Here is a 16107-nt window from a genome sequence, read left to right as displayed (position 1 = left end):
CATCTTGGGGATCCTTCTTCTCATCGACGGAGCTGGGCGGCCGTCCGTCCCCCGAGTAGAGCAGACAGCCGCCCCCGCTCTCAACGCAATTAACCCCCCGCCCTCATGCCGGTCAGCGCCTTGGCCAGGTCGCGCGAGGACAGCCAGAGCTTGTACATGATCGCCACCTCGAAGACCAGCAGCAGCCCCGCCGCGGCCAGCGTGACCGGCACGACCAGCCCCAGCAGCGGCCCCACGATGAACACCGCCATCTGGAACTCGATGCCGCTCATCAGGTGCGTGCGCACCCGGTGGTCGCGCAGCCAGTCGCGCGCCACCATGTACCAGGAGAAGCGGCTGCGGAAGCCGCGTTGCAGGTCGATCAGCTCCTCCGGCTCCACATGGTGCTCCTCGTCGTGCTCTTCGCCCGGACCGCCGATCACCTCGTCGAGCCGGCGGCGCATCGCGCGGCGGACCTTCGCCACCTGGAAGGCGTCGACGTAGCGCAGCATGTCGAGGAAGACCACCAGGATGCCGAGGATCAGGTAGAGATCCTGGCCGGTCAGCCGGTACTGCCCCCACATGAGCGCCATGGAGCAGGCCAGCACCCGGATCCGGTCGAAGACGTAGTCGAGCCAGCCGCCGAAGACCGTCCCGGTCCCCTTGAGCCGAGCGATCTTGCCGTCGACGCAGTCCAGGACGAAGCTCAGGTGGTACAGGACCGCCCCGGCGGCCACCCAGCTCCAGTCGCCCATGACGAAGCAGGCCGCCGACCCCAGCCCGAGCGCGAACGCCGCCCACGTGACCTGGTTCGGGGTGATCGAGGTGCGGTTGGCCGCGGCCACCACCAGCCGCCCCGCCAGCGGATCGACCAGGAACACCGTCCACCACGCGTCGCGCGGCTTGTACGTGCGCTCCCTGACCTCATTCAGCGTGAACACGATCGCTCTCCCAGTCCGGTTCCTCGTCCGTCCAGCCGATCTGCTGGTAGGCGGTGAAGGAGCTGACCTCCACGCTCTGGCCGTCGGCCAGCCGCCCCACGCCCTTGGTCTCGTTGGCCAGAGGGAAGCCGCTGTCCGGATCGACCACGAAACGGGCGTCGCTGACCTGCCCCTCCGGCCGGTTGACCTGGTAGCGAAGCGCCTGTCCCGTACGGCCCAGCGGATCGGTCACCTCTCCCTCCGCCGTCATCCCCGGCAGCGAGGCCATCACCTGGTACGCGGAGGCGCGTACCTCCGGCGAGACCGGCAGCCCGGACAGGATCTCCATGCAGCTCTTGCGCAGCCGGGAATCCAGCTCCCGCGGGCTGACCGCGCCGATCTTCGCCTCCAGGTACGAGCGCAGCGGCGCCGCGCCCGCCGGGATCCTGCTGACCTCGTCCCAGTCGACCGGCTCCTTCGGCGCTCCGCCCACCCGCGCCCCCGGCGCCGACTGCACGGTCTCGCCCGCGCCGATGAAGCCCATGCCGGTGACGTCGTCCGGGTAGCGCCAGCTGACCGGGCCGCCCGCAGCCTGCCAGGCCAGCTTGTCCATATCCGAGGCCGGCCGGGCGCCCAGGTACTGGTTGAACGACCCGCTCCGCCCGCCCGCCGCCCGGGTCAGCCAGGTCTCGCTGGCCGAGTCGCGGCGCAGCACGTACCGGCGATCGGGGCTGACGATCAGCTTGCCGGTGACCGTGCGCGCCCGCCAGTAGTCGCCGGCCGACGGCGTCCTGGCCATGGCCGTGGCCGCGGCGAGCAGGATCTGCCTGGCGGTCGGCGCGGTGGAGGCGGCGGTCGGGTCGGGGGTCAGCAGGACCAGGTCGTCCGACGGCACGAGGACCGCCACCCCCAGCGCCGTGGCCAGCGCGGCGGCGACCATGCCGGTGCGCATCGGCGTGACCCACCTCCTGGGCCGGCGCGACAACGCGTCGCTCAGGCGCGCGCGGCCCTTGTCGGTCGTCTCCCGGGTGGGGCCTGGAGCGGAGAGCAGATCGCGCACCGCGGTCAGGTCATCATCCATCGGACCCTCCGATCATGGGATTGCTTCCGCCCAGGGCCGCGCGCAACTTCTTGCGGGCCCGGTTGAGGCGGGATCCGACGGTCCCGAAAGGAATGTCGAGCACCTGGGCGACCTCCTCGTAGCTGAGGTCGGCCAGCGCGATGAGGAGCAGCACGTCGCGGTCCCCGTGGGACAGGCGCTCCAGCGCCGACGCGAGCCGCCCCTGTGCGTTCGCGGCGGCGACGCGCGTGGTCACCCTGTCCTCGGGGCCGTCGTCGGCCAATACGTCCACCGGTGCGCGCTGGAAGGCGGATAACCGGCGGGTCTCACTCCTGCGGTGCTGGGCGAGGAGCTTGGTGGCGATCCCGTACAGCCACGGCCGTACGGCTCCGCGGGCGGCGTCGTAGGTCCGCCGCTTGCGGAAGGCGACGAGAAACGTCTCGGCGGCCAGGTCGTCGGCGATGTGCGGGCCGAGCCGGCCGGCGAGATAGCGGTAGATCTCGTCGAAGTACCGGTCGTAGAGCACCGCGAACACGTCCGGGCGGCGCCACGACTGCTCGATGAGTGCCGCGTCATCGACTGTCACAGGCACGTCCGGGGGAGCGGCCATTCGCATGGTGTCCCTTCTTTGGGTTACACCCTGTATTCCGCCGAAGCCCGGATTCGCCTTCACACTTTTTTAACCCGAAATTTCGCCGGATGTCACCCCAGTTGCGTACGTGGTACCCAGTAACCTACTCTGACCCTTAACCGCGTACAACGTACTCAGTGAGAGAAGGGGCATCACATGGCGCGAGACATCCAGCGGATCCTGGACTGGGCCGTGGCCGAGGACGGCGTTCCCGGCATCGTCGCCGAAGTCCACGACGCCGACGGGTCGTGGTTCGGCACCGCGGGAGTGGCCGACCTCGCCACCGGGCAGAGGCGTCAGCCCGGTGAGCACCTCCACATCGGCAGTTCCGGCAAGGCCTTCACCGCCGCCACCGTGCTGACCCTGGCGGCCGAAGGCAGGCTGAGCCTCGAAGACCCGGTGAACACCTGGCTGCCCGGCGTCATGGAGGCGGGCGGTTACGACGGCGACAAGATCACCATCCGGCACCTGCTCAACCACACCGGCGGCCTGTTCCTCACCGGCCTCGCACCCGACCTGCAGCACAGCATGGTCACCCAGCCGACCCGCGTCTGGACCACCTCCGAACTGGTGCGGCTCGCGGTGTCCCAGCCGCCGGTCGGCGAGCCGGGCGAGCAGTTCGTCTACGCCAACGGCGGCTACTACCTGGCCGGCGCGATCATCGAGAAGGTCACCGGCGACACCTACGCCGCCGAAGTCGAACGCGCGGTCATCCGGCCGCTCGGCCTGACCCACACCCACGTACGGCCCGCCGACGCCACCGGCTATCCCCACCCGCATCCCACGGCCTACATCACCGGCGCCCTCAAGGACGGCGTCGACCCGGCGACGCTCACCGCGGAGAACTGGGCGTCGATGATCGACCCCGACAAACCGCCCACCGACGTCACCGCGCTCAACACCTCCTGGGGCTGGGCGGCCGGCGGCGTCGTCTCCACCACCGAAGACCTGACCCGCTTCCTCCGGGCGATCGCGACCGGCGGCCTGCTGCCAACGGCTCAGCACCACGAGATGTGGACCATGGTCACCAAAGGCGGCGCCGCCTGGTTGCCGCACGCCCGCTACGGCCTCGGCGTGATCGAGTTCGACAGCGCGGGCATGGACGGCCTGACCGTGCGCGGCGTCAGCGGCACCCTCCCCGGATCCTTCACCCTCGCGCTGAGCACCGACGACGGACAGAGGAGCGTCACCGTCCACACCACCATCGAGCCGAAGACCTTGGACCTTCCCATCAAGATCATCGAGACGATGTACGGCGTCGCCCTGACCTGACCGCCCGCTCGCTGTCGGGGCGGCAGGCCGGCTATCGGGTGGGCAGGGCGGCTATCGGGGCGGCAGGTCGGCGGCGAGGCGGAAGCCGACCGAGGGGGAACGGGTGAGCCCGGCACCGAGCAGGAGCAGCTTGGCCGACACGTCGGCCGCTTGCGGGCCGCCGTCGAAGTACCAGTCGGACCCCTCAGGGACGTAGGCGCTGCCGCCCTTGAGGATGCAGAACCGGGTACGCCCGTCGGTGTGCTCGCTCTCGGTGAGGTTCCACACCAGCGACCTGCGGCGCTCCAGCAACCCCGCCTCCCCGGCGACCTGCCACTCGTCCTCGGTGGGAAGACGCGCTCCCGCCCAGGCGGCGTACGCGCGCGCGTCCTCCAGATCCACATAGGTGGCGGGCGCGGTGGCGTCGTCCAGATGTCCGGCCAGGAAGCGTTCGGGGCGGACCGGCCGGTAGCCGCTGGAGCGGACGAACTCCGCGTACTCCCCGGCGCTCACCTCCCTGACCGCGATGGCGAACCGCCCGAGCCGGACCGCCCGGCGCAGCGTGCCGGTGTGGTGCAGCCGAGGAGGCAGCGGCTTCCACTCATCGACGTAGGGGGCTTCGCCGTACAGACCGGTCTCCCGCACGCGATGACGGACGGTCAGCTCGTACTCGCCCCCGCCCGCCGCCACCATCCCCGCCGGTACGGCTTCGCGAGGCGCGTACGGCTTCGCCACCCGCACAGCGGCCCTGGCGGGAAAGGCGTCATCCTCCGGCTCCTCAACGACCTGCGCCACCATCACATCGACGCCCGGCGGCACCGGCATCACGGCCGCGATGCCGCCCGCCGGTAGCGGGCCGCCGATGTGGACACCGCCGTCCGGGGCGGGGCTGACGGTCAGCGGCGTGCCCGTGGCCAGGTCGATCCAGCGGTGGCCGGGCCGATCACCGGTACGCAGCCAGGGGCCGTCGCAGGCCGCGCCCCGGTTGACGACCGTCCACAGCGGCACCCCGTCGTGGACCCAGCGAGAGCCGTACACCGTGGTGCCGGCGACGTGGTCGGCCAGTGGCGTCCAGTCCGGCGAGCCGAACCAGGCGGCGTGAGTCCGATGCACCCGGCGCATACCGCGCAGCACCGCGCGGTCGCGGGCGTTCCAGCCCACCCAGACGCCGAAGACGTTCTCCCAGACGAGGATGCCCGCGCCGTTCAGCCAGGCGGAGTGCAACTCGTCCAGGTGGTCACGGTGCCAGCGCCGCGTGTGATGCGGCAGGTGCCCGCGCTCGAACCACTTGGCGCGCAGCACTCCGGGCACCGGCGAGTCGGCGAACCACTGGGCCCACGACATCTGATGGTCGTGCACGCGGGCCAGCGGGATCCGCGACTCGCCCTCCATGACCAGTCCGGGCCGGATGGCGTCGAGTGCGGCGCGCAGCTCCGGCCGGCCCTCCTTGGAGCTGTCGAGGAAGATGCCGTCGGCGCCGAGCCGCTCGGTGAGGTCCGCGATGTCGGTGGAGGTCTCGCTGGCCCAGGGGTAGTAGCTGAGGTAGACCCGGACGCCGCGCCGCTGGAAGTCCGCGACGACTTCCCGCAACTCGGGAATGTCGCGATAGAAGGCGAACTGGTCTCTGGAGTCGATCCCGATCACCGGGTAGGCGTGCCAGAGCAGGACGCCGTCGTACCCGCCGAAGTCCCGCTCGGCCGCGTCCAGGAAGGCGTCCACGGTGAACGTGCCGCGCGCGTGGTCGTACAGCGTCTCGTCCCACAACCAGGCCACGCACACGCTGAAACGATCACGGTCGGACACCCGGTAGCGCTCGTCCGAGTAGCCGATCCGCTCCCGCGCCTGCTCCCGCCACTGCCCGATCCGCTCGCGCCACACCTCCCACAGCCCCGGATCACCGGGCGCGGCGAAGATCTTCGCCTCGTCCAGCACCGACAGGTCGCTGCCCTCCGCCAGTGGTACCTCGGCCGGCAGATCGATGGGCCTGGGCAGATATGGGTTGAAACCGGGGGATTTCATGAAGGCTCCCAAACGCCGTAAACGTTTACGGAACACCCTCGCACGACCCGCTGCCCGAAAACAGCCCTCAGGTCCTCCTATATGCCGACGACATCGTCTCCGACACGTTCCTGACCGCGTTCCGTCGTCGCGGCCGGTGGCCAACGCTCCCCCGATGGGGCCGATCCGAGCGGTGGGCCGGGCACGGTGCCGGCCCACCCTCGTTCTTCCGCGCGGGCGTCAGGCCGGGCGGCGGTGAGCCGTACCTTGGCCGTGCCCTATGTCGCCGCTACTTCTGGCCGCCGGGACGGGTGTCGAGCGGGTCCAGGTTCTGCTTTTCGGGGTAGCCGGGGGCCTTGTCGAAGCGGACAGTGTTGCCCTCACGGTTGAACCAGCCCTTGAAACGCCAGTTGATGAAGCCGCCGTCGCCGGGGTTCACGAGCGTCTCGGCGGTGTCGAAGATGTAGACGGAGTAGACGTGGGCGGGAGCGACCTTCTTGCGGGTGTCGCGGTTGGTGGCGCCGAGCCCCCAGTGGCACAGCATCAGCTTGGCCGCCGGTTCGTTCTGGACGAGACTGCCGCCCCAGTCGTGCTTCTTGAAGTAGGGGCTGTCGTTGCCCGCGCTGGGTGCGATGGTCTTGCCGTCGTAGGTGAGGCCCTGGTAGAGGACGGCGATGTTCCACCGGCCGCCGGAGGCCTTGTCCGCGGCGGCGACGGCGTCCTCGGTGAGCTTCTCGCGCCGGCCGTCCATTCTGGTCTCATCGACGATCATGGAGATGAGACCGCCGATCGCCTCTCCTGCGGTCATCGCTCCGTTGGAGCCGCCACCGCCCTTGCCGTGCTTGCCGTTGGGGTTCCACTGGTTGGCGGCGGGGTTGACCGGCATGAACGGCGAACGAGCGCGGCCCTCCTGGCACGGGTACTTGTCGTAGTCGGAGGCGGCCGAGGCCGCCGGCGCCGCCACGAGCATCGAGCCCGCGACCGCGACGGCGGCTCCGGCAGCGGCGAGCTTGCTGGTGATCGTCATGAATCGTCTCCCTCGATCGGACACTGACCGGCCAGACCGTAACGACGAGGGATGGACAACTTGTGACTGGAAGATAAATCACCACCACGGGCAGCAGCGGGTACGCCTGATGGGGGAACGACCACGGCCGGCCCGGGAAGCGTTCCGCGTACGACGAGAACACCGTGTCGGGCCGGCGCGGCGCTCAGAAGCCCGGCGGGCGGCGGAATCCGCCGATCACGTCCGCGAGGCACCGCACGAACCGAACCGCGGTGCGGTCGTTCAGGTAGGGCGCGATCACCTGGATGCCGACCGGAAGCCCGTCCCGGGTCGTCCCGACGGGCGCCACCGCCGCGGGCAGGTGGTTGACCGCCGACGGCGCCATCCACGTGAGCATGTCGCGATACGGCCGGTCGGCGCCGTCGACCCGCAGGGTACGGACCGACCAGGTGGGATCGGGCTGCTGGTCGTGCGGGAAGGCGGCCGTGGGGGTCACCGGGCAGAGGAGCACGTCGACGTCGCGGAAGAACGCGGACCAGCGGCGCCGGGAGTGCTGCCGGCGTTCGTCGAGCGCGTGCCACTCACGGAAGCTGACCGTCAGGTCCGACGCGAACCCGCCCGCGGCCCCCTCGGCGGCGGCGAGGTCCACGAGCCCGGCGTACGACTCGTCCGGCTCGACCAGTCCGCTCTGCGCCATCAGCAACGGCTCGTAGAGGGCCATCGTCTCTTCGAGCCCGACCGGTCCCCTGCCCTCGACCACGACGGCGCCCTCGGCCCGCACCGCTTCCACCGTCGCCCGCATGATCGCGACCAGTTCGCCGTCGACGGGGCAGAACGGGTCTTCGAGCCATGCCGCGACCCGAAAGCCCCGTAGAGTGGCCGACCTGGCGGCGGGCAGCTCCAGCCGCCAAGCCGGGGCGCGGTCGTGGTCCGCTCCCGCGAGGATGTCGAGACCCAGGTCGAGGTCGTCGGCGTGCCTGCCGAGCGGGCCGAGCACCGCCATGTCGAAGTCCGCCAGCGTTCCGGGAGCATGCCCCGAGACGCTCCCGTACCTCGGCACGATCCCGAACGACGTGCGCAGCCCGTAGACGCCGCAGAAGTGGGCGGGCACCCGAATCGAGCCCGCCGAGTCGCCGCCGAGCTCCAGCCCGGTCAGCCCAGCGGCGAGCGCCGCGGCGGACCCGCCGGACGAACCGCCGGGTCCGCGGGTCGGGTCCCACGGATTGTTCGTGGTCCCGTAGACCTCGTTGTACGTCTGCCAGTCCCGGGCGTCCGGCGGCATGTTGGACTTGCCGAACACGATCGCCCCCTCGTTCTTGAGGCGCGCGACCGACTCGGCGTCGCTCGTCGAGACATGCTCCCCCCAGCGAGCCGAACCCCCGGTGGTCCGCATGCCCGCGACTTCGAGACTGTCCTTGATCGTCACGGGGACGCCGTGCAGGCGGCCGAGCGGCTCGCCGCGCGAGACCGTGCGGTCGGCCTCCAGCGCCGCTGCCCTCGCGCCCTCCTCGTCCCGGGCGACGATGGCGTTCACCTTCGGATCGAGTCGCTCCACCCGGTCGAGGTAGTGGTCGAGAAGCTCGACGCTCGACACCTCCTTTGCCGCGACGGCGGCGGCGAGCTGGCCTGCGGAGCGAAATGCCAGATCGGTCATGCGAACCTCCGGTAAAGCTTGACCCGCGCCTCCCACATCTCTGCGGGCGACGCAAAATCCCAGCTCAGGGCGGGTCTCGATCGACCTTAGCGGGCATAGGGCGCTAAATCGCGGTGTGGCTTTTCTCACATTTCGCCACAGTTTGCCTGAACCTCGGCGTCACCGATCGGTGCGGGTCAGGCCCCGATCGGCGCGCCTCTACGGGGGCCGGCTTGGTCTTCCGTGATCAATGGCCCCATTCGGCGAGGTGGTCGCGCGTGGTCACCGTGTCCGGATGGTCGGGGCCCAGCGCCCGAGCGCGTAACCTCGCAGGCGCGAGTGCGCTGCTCAGCGAGCGGGCGGGTGCTGTCCGCCTACCTGTGGGTCAGGGGTTGCCCGGGTAGATCCTCGGCGCCACGTTCTGGCGGTCGCGATTGTTCCCGGCCGCCCCGAAGGGCGCCTTCACCTGGGCGATGGTGCTGTCGGTGGCCTCGACGTGGTCGTTGAGGACGACCCAGTGAACCGGCGTGTAGGGCGAGGAGGTGAGCGAGCCGGAGTAGCGGAAGCTCGCCTTGTTGGCGGGGAGCATTCCGGCGAGGTTCACCGAGCCGATGCTCCAGCTGTCGCCCAGCGTGGTCGGCACACCGGCGAGGGGATGGTCGTGCGCGTCGGAGGCCGGGACGCTCACGCCGTCGATGAGGACGCCGAGGACCACGGTGGACCCGGATGCGCTGGCATGGACGAAGTGGGCCTCTGCCGGGGCCTGCGCCTGGCCCTGGAACTTGTGCTCGGCGTCGAAGTGGTAGTGAACCTCGGTGAGCTTGTACTTCGTGGTGCCGTACATGATGTGCGGGTCGCTGAGCTGGTCGGGGACGAAGGAGACGTCGTCGTGGTTGTCGACGGAACCGTTGAGGTTCTTGTCGCGGAACCGCATGGTCCCGTCGGCGAAGCCGTAGCTGATGGTGATCGCGGGGGTGGCGGAGCCGCAGTTCTGGGAGCGGTCGATCTCCACGGGGCTCTGGACGTGGCCTGGGGCTCCGGTGCAGACATGCTGGGCCTGCGCGGGCGCTGTGATGAGTGCTGCGGTCGTGGCGACGGCGATCAGTAACTTGGTTAAGCGTGAAAGCATGTAACACCCTTCGTTCGCGGATCATCCCGGACTCGGTGGTGGCACGCGTGCTCTGGCTCCGTCATCGGCGGTGACGACATGCCAGCGGGGGGTATTCTCACGATAAATCATGATTCTCGATCATTCGAGGCTTGCATTTTCCGACGAAACCGTCCCCCGAGCTTCGGCCGCTCGAACTCCCGCGAGGACAGCGGGTGGGTCTTCTCTCGAATCCGGTCCGCGTACCCAACTTCCCCCGCGCTGTCGGCATCCCATGAACCATGGGATTTCGCACGTCACTCGCGGCGCTCACCGGCCTAACGGCGACCACCCTGTGCGATCGAAGACCGCGACGGGAGTGGCGACCTACCAGGTCTCAGGTCGGGGTTCATCGGCAAACTATCCGGAAGTCCACCTCGGACATGTGTTGCGCCCATTCGGCCCGCGTGAGGGTGCGGGCGGGGATGGCGCACACCGCGTCATCGAGATAACGCGGGACGCCCACCTCCCACGTCCACACCGCGCCATCGCTTCCGGCGACCAGCCGCCGCCCGTCCGGGCTGAAAGCGACGGAGAACACGTGAGCGGTGTGCCCGGTCAACGGCGGGCCGATCGGCCCGCGTGTGGCCACGTCCCACAACCGCACCGTCCGGTCACCGCTGCCACTGGCCAGGACCCGGCCATCGGGGCTGAAGGCCACCGAGTACACCTCGGCGGTGTGGCCGGTCAACGGTGCGCCGATCGGCCTGCGCGTGGCCACGTCCCACAACCGCACCGTGCCGTCGCGACCTGCGCTGGCGAGGCTGCGTCCGTCCGGGCTGAAGGCGACCGAGCCGACCTCGGCGGTGTGGCCGGTCAGCGGGGGACCGATCAGCTCGCGGGTGGCCACGTCCCACAGCCGCACCACTCCGTCGCCGCCGCTCCCGGCCAGGATCCGCCCGTCCGGGCTGAAGGTCACCGAGAACGTCGTGTCGTCGCCCGGACCACCGAAGGGAGCGCCGACCGGCCGGCGAGAGGCCACGTCCCACAACATCACCGTACCGTCGCTCCGGCCGCTGGCCACGGTACGCCCGTCCGGGCTGAAGTCCACCGAGTACACCTGAGCGGTGTGACCGGTCATGGGGACACCGACAGGCTCGCGCGTGGCCATGTCCCACAACCGAACGGAGTCGTCGTCACCGCTGGCCAGCAGACGTCCGTCCGGGCTGAAGGCCACCGCACGCACATGGTTGTCGTGGCCGCCGAGCATGGTGCTGACCGGCTCGCGAGCCGCCGTGTCCAGCAATCGGACCACGACGCCGTCGGTGCCGCTGGCCAAGGTACGCCCGTCCGGGCTGAAGGCCAGCGAAGACACCTCATCGCTGTGGCCGCTCAAGCGGGTGCGTACCGGCGTCCGGGCGGTCACATCCCACAGGCGCACCGTGCCGTCCGCGCCGCCGCCGGCCAGGCTCCGCCCGTCGGAGCTGAAACGAAGCGAGAACACCTCACCGGCATGGCCGGTCAAGGGGGCGCCGACCGGCCTTTGCGTGGCCACGTTCCACAGCTGCACCGTGCCGTCCGCGCCGGTCGCGAAAGTACGCCCGTCCGAGCTGAAGGCCACCGAGGACACGAAGTCCGCCCCCGGCAGGAAGGGACCGGTCGGTTCGCGGCTGGCCACGTCCCACAACCGCACGCTGCCGCCGCCGCTACCGGCCACGCTGTGCCCGTCCGGGCTGAAGGCCACGGAGTCCACCGAGCCGATGTATCCGCGTATGGGGGCATCGATCGGCTTGCGCGCGGCCACGTTCCACAACCGCATCGTGTGGTCCTCGCTGCCGCTGACCAGGGTACGCCCGTCCGGGCTGAAGGCCAGCGAGAGCACGGCGTCGCCGTGACCGGTCAAGGTACCGGCCGGCTTGCGGGCGGCCACATCCCACAACCGGATCGTGCCGTCTTCCGTGCCGCCCGCGAGCAGGCGCCCGTCCGGGCTGAAGGCCACGTCCCTCACCCTGTTGCCGCCGCCGCCCATGGGCGTCCCGACCTGTCGGCGGGTGGCCACATCCCACAGCGCCACCGTGCCGTCGCCGGTTCCGCTGGCCAGGAGGCGCCCATCGGGGCTGAAGGCCACCGCGAACACCTCGTTCGTGTGACCGCCGAGAGAGGCGATCGGCCGGCGGGCGGCCACCTCCCACAACCACACCGCGTACCCGTTGTTACTGGCCAGGAGGCGCCCGTCCGGGCTGAAGGCCACCGATGAGACGATCGCGTTGACTCCGGAGCCATGGGCGGTGAGCACGGCGCGTCCGGGATCGCGCAGGGCGGTGAGCATGCCGGCGCGGGCTTCGTCGGTGGGGCTGATCCGCCATGCCGCCACCGCGAGCAGGGCCGACAGATCGGGATCGGCGCTGAGCAGTTCGCTCTGCGCGGCCAGCCTGCGCGACACGGCGGCGTCACGCTGGCGGCTGGTGTCCTGCTGGGCACGTAAGGCCGCGACCGCCGCGACCACGGCCACCACGAGCGACACGGTCAGGATGGAGAGCAGGACCCGGCGGCGGCGGGTGGCCCCGGCCTGCGCCCGCGCCGCCGCGTCGAGGAACTCGTGCGATACGCGCGGCAGCGCCGGATGGCAGCCGGTGTCGGCCTGCCGGCGCGGCATCAACGACCGCACCCCGGCCAGACGCTCGCCCCGATAGAGGTAGGCCGACTTCCTGCCGGAACGATCCCATGCGCGGGCGTCGTCGACGAGCTGGCGGTGGACGGGATGCGCGGCCAGATCCGCTGCCAGCCAGCCGCGTAGCCGAGGCCAAGCGGTCAGCAGGACATCGTGGGCGATCTGCACGGACTCGCCGTCGATCACGATGAGGCGCCGCCTGGCGAAGGTTTCCAGCAACTCCCCGGCCGGCAGCGCGGACCGGGACGCGGCGCGGCGGGCCGGGACTCCGTCGGCGGTGACCACCGTCAGTTCGTCGAACACCTGGCGGGCCGCGACCTGCCCAGCGGCGTCCAGAGCGGTGTACGCCGCCTCGGCGCTGGTGGCCACCGCCTGGGTGACGCCTCCGGTGCGCCCGTACCCGCGGCTGGTCAACCGGTCGTCCTCGCGGTACTCCCACGTGGTCAGCATGGCCTGCGACAGCAGGGGCAGCGCCCCGACGCCGTATCCTCCCCGCGCCGCGCGCAGCTCGGCCAGGATGGTGTCGATCAGGCCGAGCTCGATCTCCAGGCCGGCGGCCTCGGCCGGTCCGGTGATCGCACGCCGCAGATCGCCCTCGCTCATCGGCCCCAGGACGAACGGGCCGTCCCGCAGCGCCGCGGCCAGATGGGCGTCATCGGCGCAGCGGTCGACGAAGTCACCGCGCACCGCGATCACCACCACCGCTGCCGGGCTGTCGTCCGGCCCGCAGGGGACGCTCGCCAGGGCGTGCAGCGCGCTGACGAAGGCCGTCCGCTCGGCCGCGGCCTCCGCCTGCCGCTTCTCATCGGCGCTCTGGGCGAAGACCTCCTCGAACTGATCGACGACCAGGACCATCCGGCACGCCGCCACCGCCGCGTCCGGCAGACCGCGACGGCGGGCCTCGGACTCAACCGCCTGACGCGCCAGCAGATGCGCCTGCTCGGGCTGAGCCGCCAGATGCTCCCGTACGGCGGGCGCGTCCAACCCGGCCATCCCGGCGATCAACGTGGCCAGGCGTGACAACGGCGAGCGCGTGGGCCGCTCCAGCAGGTGACGTATCCACCCACGAGCCTGCTCCGACAACTCTCCCCGAGCGATCGCCGGCATCAGTCCGGCGCGCAGCAACGAGGACTTGCCCGCCCCCGAGGGCCCGGTCACCACCAGGATCCCCGCCCCGTCCGACCGGCGCGCGAGGGTGCTGACCAGTTCGGCGGTGGCCATCTCACGCCCGTAGAACACCTCGGCGTCGGCTTCGGTGAAGGCCATCAGTCCCCGGTAGGGGCAGCTCGTCCGCCACCGTTCCGCCTGGCCCGCGCCCAGGTCCGGCCGGCGTACCGATCGGGTACGCCTTTCGATGGCCGCCACCTGCTCCATCAGCAGCCGGATGTCGATGGCCTGCCGGTACTGCAACCCCACCGAGACCTGGAGCTGGGTGCTGTTACGGTCCACGCCGGCGCAGAGGGCTCATAGCTGAGCGCCCAGATCGATCAGCACGAACCTGAACTCGGCGAACTCTTCGCCCAGTTCGGCCAGGCCCGCGGTCAGCCGGGCCTGCAGTTCCCGATCGCCGCTCGCGATCGCCTCCTCCAGAGCCGCCCGCACCGCGCCGGCGGGCCCCAGGATCCGGGCGATCTCCGCACGCAGTCGCGCGGCAGGCTCTCCATCGGCCCGCAGGACCAACTGGATCTGGCGTTCCAGCTCGTCCTCCAGATCCTCGGACGTGCCGGTCTCCCCCAGCCGAGCCACCGCCGCCTTGATCACGTCGGTCAGCACGTTGCCGCCGACCGCGGTCAGCGCACCGACGGCGGCCGAAGCCACCGCCGCGCCGCCCGCGCCCGAGAGCAGCAGCGGCCCGAACGCGCCCGCCGACAACATCGCGAGAAGCGCCGGCGGAGACCAGCGCCGCGCGCCGCTGCCCGCCGCCCTGACCAGCCGCGCCACCCGGGCTCGTACCCCGGCGCGCATCAGCTCCGCCTGATCGGCCCCCGATTCGGTGCTCACACTGCCACTGTCGCCACCGGCTCGCACCGAATCCCGTCGATCGCGTCAATCGCCACGAACCTGTCACCTTCGCGCTCCAGCGGTCACAGCCGAGAACGCCGGCGGCAAGCGTCCCATCCGCACGTCCGCCACCGGTGGGGGCTGTCCAACCCGCGGCCGTGAAGTCGACGCCGGCGGAAGCCCAGCTAGTGCTCGTACCCGGTGCTAGCCGCCCGGGTACGAGTTCTGCTCAGCCGAAGGTCAGCGAGAAAGGCCTCCGCTAGGAGATGGAAGCCTCAACGAGGACCGTTCCACCGCCGGTCAGGCTCATCTCCATCGAGGCGCTGATGGAGCATTTGAACGCTGAGGTGACCGCGGCGGCCTGGTTGACGCGCACGACCACCGGATCGCCCTCGCGCAGCGCGCGGGCGACCACGGCGAAGGTGGACCGGGCGCGCTCCAGCTTGATCCGCAGCAACCCGCCCTGCTGGGCGGGGTTGAGCTTGAACAGCCTGGCGAGCAGGAGCCGCGGGTCACGGTCGAGCTCGGCCGCCACCTGCCACGCCAGTTCGTCGTCCGCGCAGATCTGGTCCACGATGCGCTGCGCGTCTTCGGTGGTGAGCGGAGTGGAGACGGGGATCTTCATGAGTGTCTCGGTCATGTTCATCTTCCTGTCGAGGAGTTGACATCACCTACTTCGACCGTGAACCCCCTCCGGATGACCCGTACACCGCTCCTCGGCCTGCGCCCGCCTCAGGAGGCGCTGTGTGCCCTGATGGTGTCGGTGATCCAGGAACGGTAGTGGGTCACGTCGGTCCAGATGCCGACTCCTGGCCCGCCCCTGGGGTTGGTGGAGCAGCCGGCTGATCGTCTGCCGGGTGCCTTGAACACAGGTCTCGAGTCGGTCGGGAGGTGCGGGGAGGGGGAGCCTGACGCCTCGCGCGGCGTTCTGCCAGGTCAACATGCCCGCCACGCCAGGCTACCTGCGATTTTCGTTGGAACCGCCGTAAGCGACCGAGCGGTGACCTCGGCCGGCACACCGTGGCACACGCCAAGCGCCAGAGCAGCCGTTGTCACAGGTCGGACAAGGGTTCCGGCCGCTTCTAGTGCCCGTGCCGGGCCGCGTTGGCGTGAATGGCGTCCCTGATGTACTGGGTCAGCCCCTCGGCCAGCGGCTCGTAGTTGGCCGCGAACCGGGGGTCGGCCACGTACATGTCGCCGAGCCCGCGGTGGATCTCGAAGGTGCAGTCGTAGCACCAGCGGGTCAGGTACTGCCGGTGTTCCTCGGCCAGGTCCATGGCCCGCGGGCCGTCGGCGGGCGCGCCCGCCTCGTACGCCTCGGCCAGAGCCTGTGCCACGGCCCCGCCCTCCTCGGTGAACCTCACCCAGTCGGCCTTCGTCATGTTCGCCATGCGCGTGCGGGACTGCTCGTACGCCGTGCCGCCTCCCCAGCGCCGCTCCGCCTCCTCGGCGTGGTCCTCGGGGCGGAAGTCCCCGAACACCTCGAAACGCTCCTCTGGCGTCAGGTTGATGCCCATCGTCCGTGCCTCCATCTCCTTCTCGATGGCCGCGGTCAAGTTCTTGAGCCGGTCGATGCGCCGTACGAGCAGTTCGTGCTGGCGCCGCAGGTGCGTCATCGCGCTCGCGTCCGGCCGGTCGAGGATGACCGCGATCTCCTCCAGGGGGAACCCGAGCTCGCGGTAGAACAGCACCTGCTGGAGCCGGTCCAGGTCGGGCTCGGTGTACCCGCGGTACCCTGCCGCCGTGCGCTCACCCGGGCTGAGCAGCCCGATCTCGTCGTAGTGGTGGAGCGCGCGCACGGTGACACCGGCGAGCCTGGCGACCTGGCCGACCGAGTAACTCATGGCAGAAGTCTGCGGCCTCACGCTAC

The 16107-nt window shown here is 70.6% G+C and carries 12 protein-coding genes; 1 reads left to right on the top strand and 11 read right to left on the bottom strand.

Translation table 11 applies throughout. The features are described from left to right. Positions 1–89: 89 nt before the first annotated feature. The 3 genes from ACIBI5_RS15640 to ACIBI5_RS15630 are packed head-to-tail and all read right to left on the bottom strand — an operon-like array spanning position 90 to position 2545. Positions 90–920 (bottom strand): CDP-alcohol phosphatidyltransferase family protein, encoded by an 831-nt coding sequence (locus ACIBI5_RS15640; protein ID WP_397247219.1) that lies wholly within the window; start codon positions 918–920, stop codon positions 90–92. Further along, the gene (locus ACIBI5_RS15635; RefSeq protein WP_397247217.1) at positions 904–1980 is read right to left on the bottom strand and encodes a CU044_5270 family protein; all 1077 of its coding nucleotides are present in this window, start codon (positions 1978–1980) and stop codon (positions 904–906) included. The genes ACIBI5_RS15640 and ACIBI5_RS15635 overlap by 17 nt, the downstream gene beginning before the upstream one ends. Continuing rightward, entirely contained in the window at positions 1973–2545 is a 573-nt protein-coding gene (locus ACIBI5_RS15630; protein ID WP_397247215.1) for an RNA polymerase sigma factor, read from the bottom strand. The genes ACIBI5_RS15635 and ACIBI5_RS15630 overlap by 8 nt, the downstream gene beginning before the upstream one ends. 201 nt (positions 2546–2746) lie before the next feature. Here ACIBI5_RS15630 and ACIBI5_RS15625 point away from each other — a divergent pair, with 201 nt between their 5' ends. Continuing rightward, positions 2747–3862: a serine hydrolase domain-containing protein gene (locus ACIBI5_RS15625; RefSeq protein ID WP_397247213.1), complete on the top strand. Its 1116-nt coding sequence runs from the start codon at positions 2747–2749 to the stop codon at positions 3860–3862. Between the two features lie 51 nt (positions 3863–3913). Here the strand turns inward: ACIBI5_RS15625 and ACIBI5_RS15620 are convergent, their stop codons facing one another. From ACIBI5_RS15620 to ACIBI5_RS15585, 8 genes are all read right to left on the bottom strand, one after another. Then, positions 3914–5860 carry an SUMF1/EgtB/PvdO family nonheme iron enzyme gene (locus ACIBI5_RS15620; protein ID WP_397247211.1) on the bottom strand — a complete coding sequence of 649 codons (1947 nt, stop codon included), beginning with the start codon at positions 5858–5860 and terminating at the stop codon, positions 3914–3916. A gap of 268 nt (positions 5861–6128) precedes the next feature. Beyond that, positions 6129–6866, bottom strand: coding sequence for a hypothetical protein (locus tag ACIBI5_RS15615; protein WP_397247209.1), 738 nt, complete (start codon positions 6864–6866; stop codon positions 6129–6131). A 184-nt stretch (positions 6867–7050) separates the two neighbouring features. Further along, entirely contained in the window at positions 7051–8499 is a 1449-nt protein-coding gene (locus tag ACIBI5_RS15610) for an amidase (RefSeq protein ID WP_397247207.1), read from the bottom strand. Positions 8500–8863: 364 nt separating this feature from the next. Further along, positions 8864–9607, bottom strand: a complete 744-nt coding sequence (locus ACIBI5_RS15605; RefSeq protein WP_397247205.1) for a carbonic anhydrase family protein — start codon at positions 9605–9607, stop codon at positions 8864–8866. 367 nt (positions 9608–9974) lie between these two features. Next, a complete protein-coding gene (locus ACIBI5_RS15600; protein WP_397247203.1) occupies positions 9975–13685 on the bottom strand; it encodes an AAA family ATPase in 3711 nt (1236 codons plus the stop codon). A 15-nt stretch (positions 13686–13700) separates the two neighbouring features. Further along, positions 13701–14237 (bottom strand): hypothetical protein, encoded by a 537-nt coding sequence (locus tag ACIBI5_RS15595; protein WP_397247201.1) that lies wholly within the window; start codon positions 14235–14237, stop codon positions 13701–13703. A gap of 259 nt (positions 14238–14496) precedes the next feature. Beyond that, positions 14497–14877 (bottom strand): hypothetical protein, encoded by a 381-nt coding sequence (locus tag ACIBI5_RS15590; protein ID WP_397247199.1) that lies wholly within the window; start codon positions 14875–14877, stop codon positions 14497–14499. Between the two features lie 442 nt (positions 14878–15319). Then, on the bottom strand, positions 15320–16081 hold the full coding sequence (locus ACIBI5_RS15585; RefSeq protein ID WP_397247197.1) for a MerR family transcriptional regulator: 762 nt from the start codon (positions 16079–16081) through the stop codon (positions 15320–15322). Positions 16082–16107: the final 26 nt, after the last annotated feature.

Origin of the sequence: Nonomuraea sp. NPDC050540 (genome assembly GCF_044457485.1) — a bacterium.
GTDB lineage: Bacteria > Actinomycetota > Actinomycetes > Streptosporangiales > Streptosporangiaceae > Nonomuraea.
Note: the sequence above shows the minus strand (reverse complement) of the source record. Positions and strands in the feature narration are given on the sequence as shown.

What these genes read in the sequence shown, in the direction of transcription:
- ACIBI5_RS15605 (WP_397247205.1), bottom strand. Translation starts at nt 9,607, where the DNA reads ATGCTTTCACGCTTAACCAAGTTACTGATCGCCGTCGCCACGACCGCA.
- ACIBI5_RS15610 (WP_397247207.1), bottom strand. Translation starts at nt 8,499, where the DNA reads ATGACCGATCTGGCATTTCGCTCCGCAGGCCAGCTCGCCGCCGCCGTC.
- ACIBI5_RS15590 (WP_397247199.1), bottom strand. Translation starts at nt 14,877, where the DNA reads ATGACCGAGACACTCATGAAGATCCCCGTCTCCACTCCGCTCACCACC.
- ACIBI5_RS15635 (WP_397247217.1), bottom strand. Translation starts at nt 1,980, where the DNA reads ATGGATGATGACCTGACCGCGGTGCGCGATCTGCTCTCCGCTCCAGGC.
- ACIBI5_RS15620 (WP_397247211.1), bottom strand. Translation starts at nt 5,860, where the DNA reads ATGAAATCCCCCGGTTTCAACCCATATCTGCCCAGGCCCATCGATCTG.
- ACIBI5_RS15625 (WP_397247213.1), top strand. Translation starts at nt 2,747, where the DNA reads ATGGCGCGAGACATCCAGCGGATCCTGGACTGGGCCGTGGCCGAGGAC.
- ACIBI5_RS15615 (WP_397247209.1), bottom strand. Translation starts at nt 6,866, where the DNA reads ATGACGATCACCAGCAAGCTCGCCGCTGCCGGAGCCGCCGTCGCGGTC.
- ACIBI5_RS15585 (WP_397247197.1), bottom strand. Translation starts at nt 16,081, where the DNA reads ATGAGTTACTCGGTCGGCCAGGTCGCCAGGCTCGCCGGTGTCACCGTG.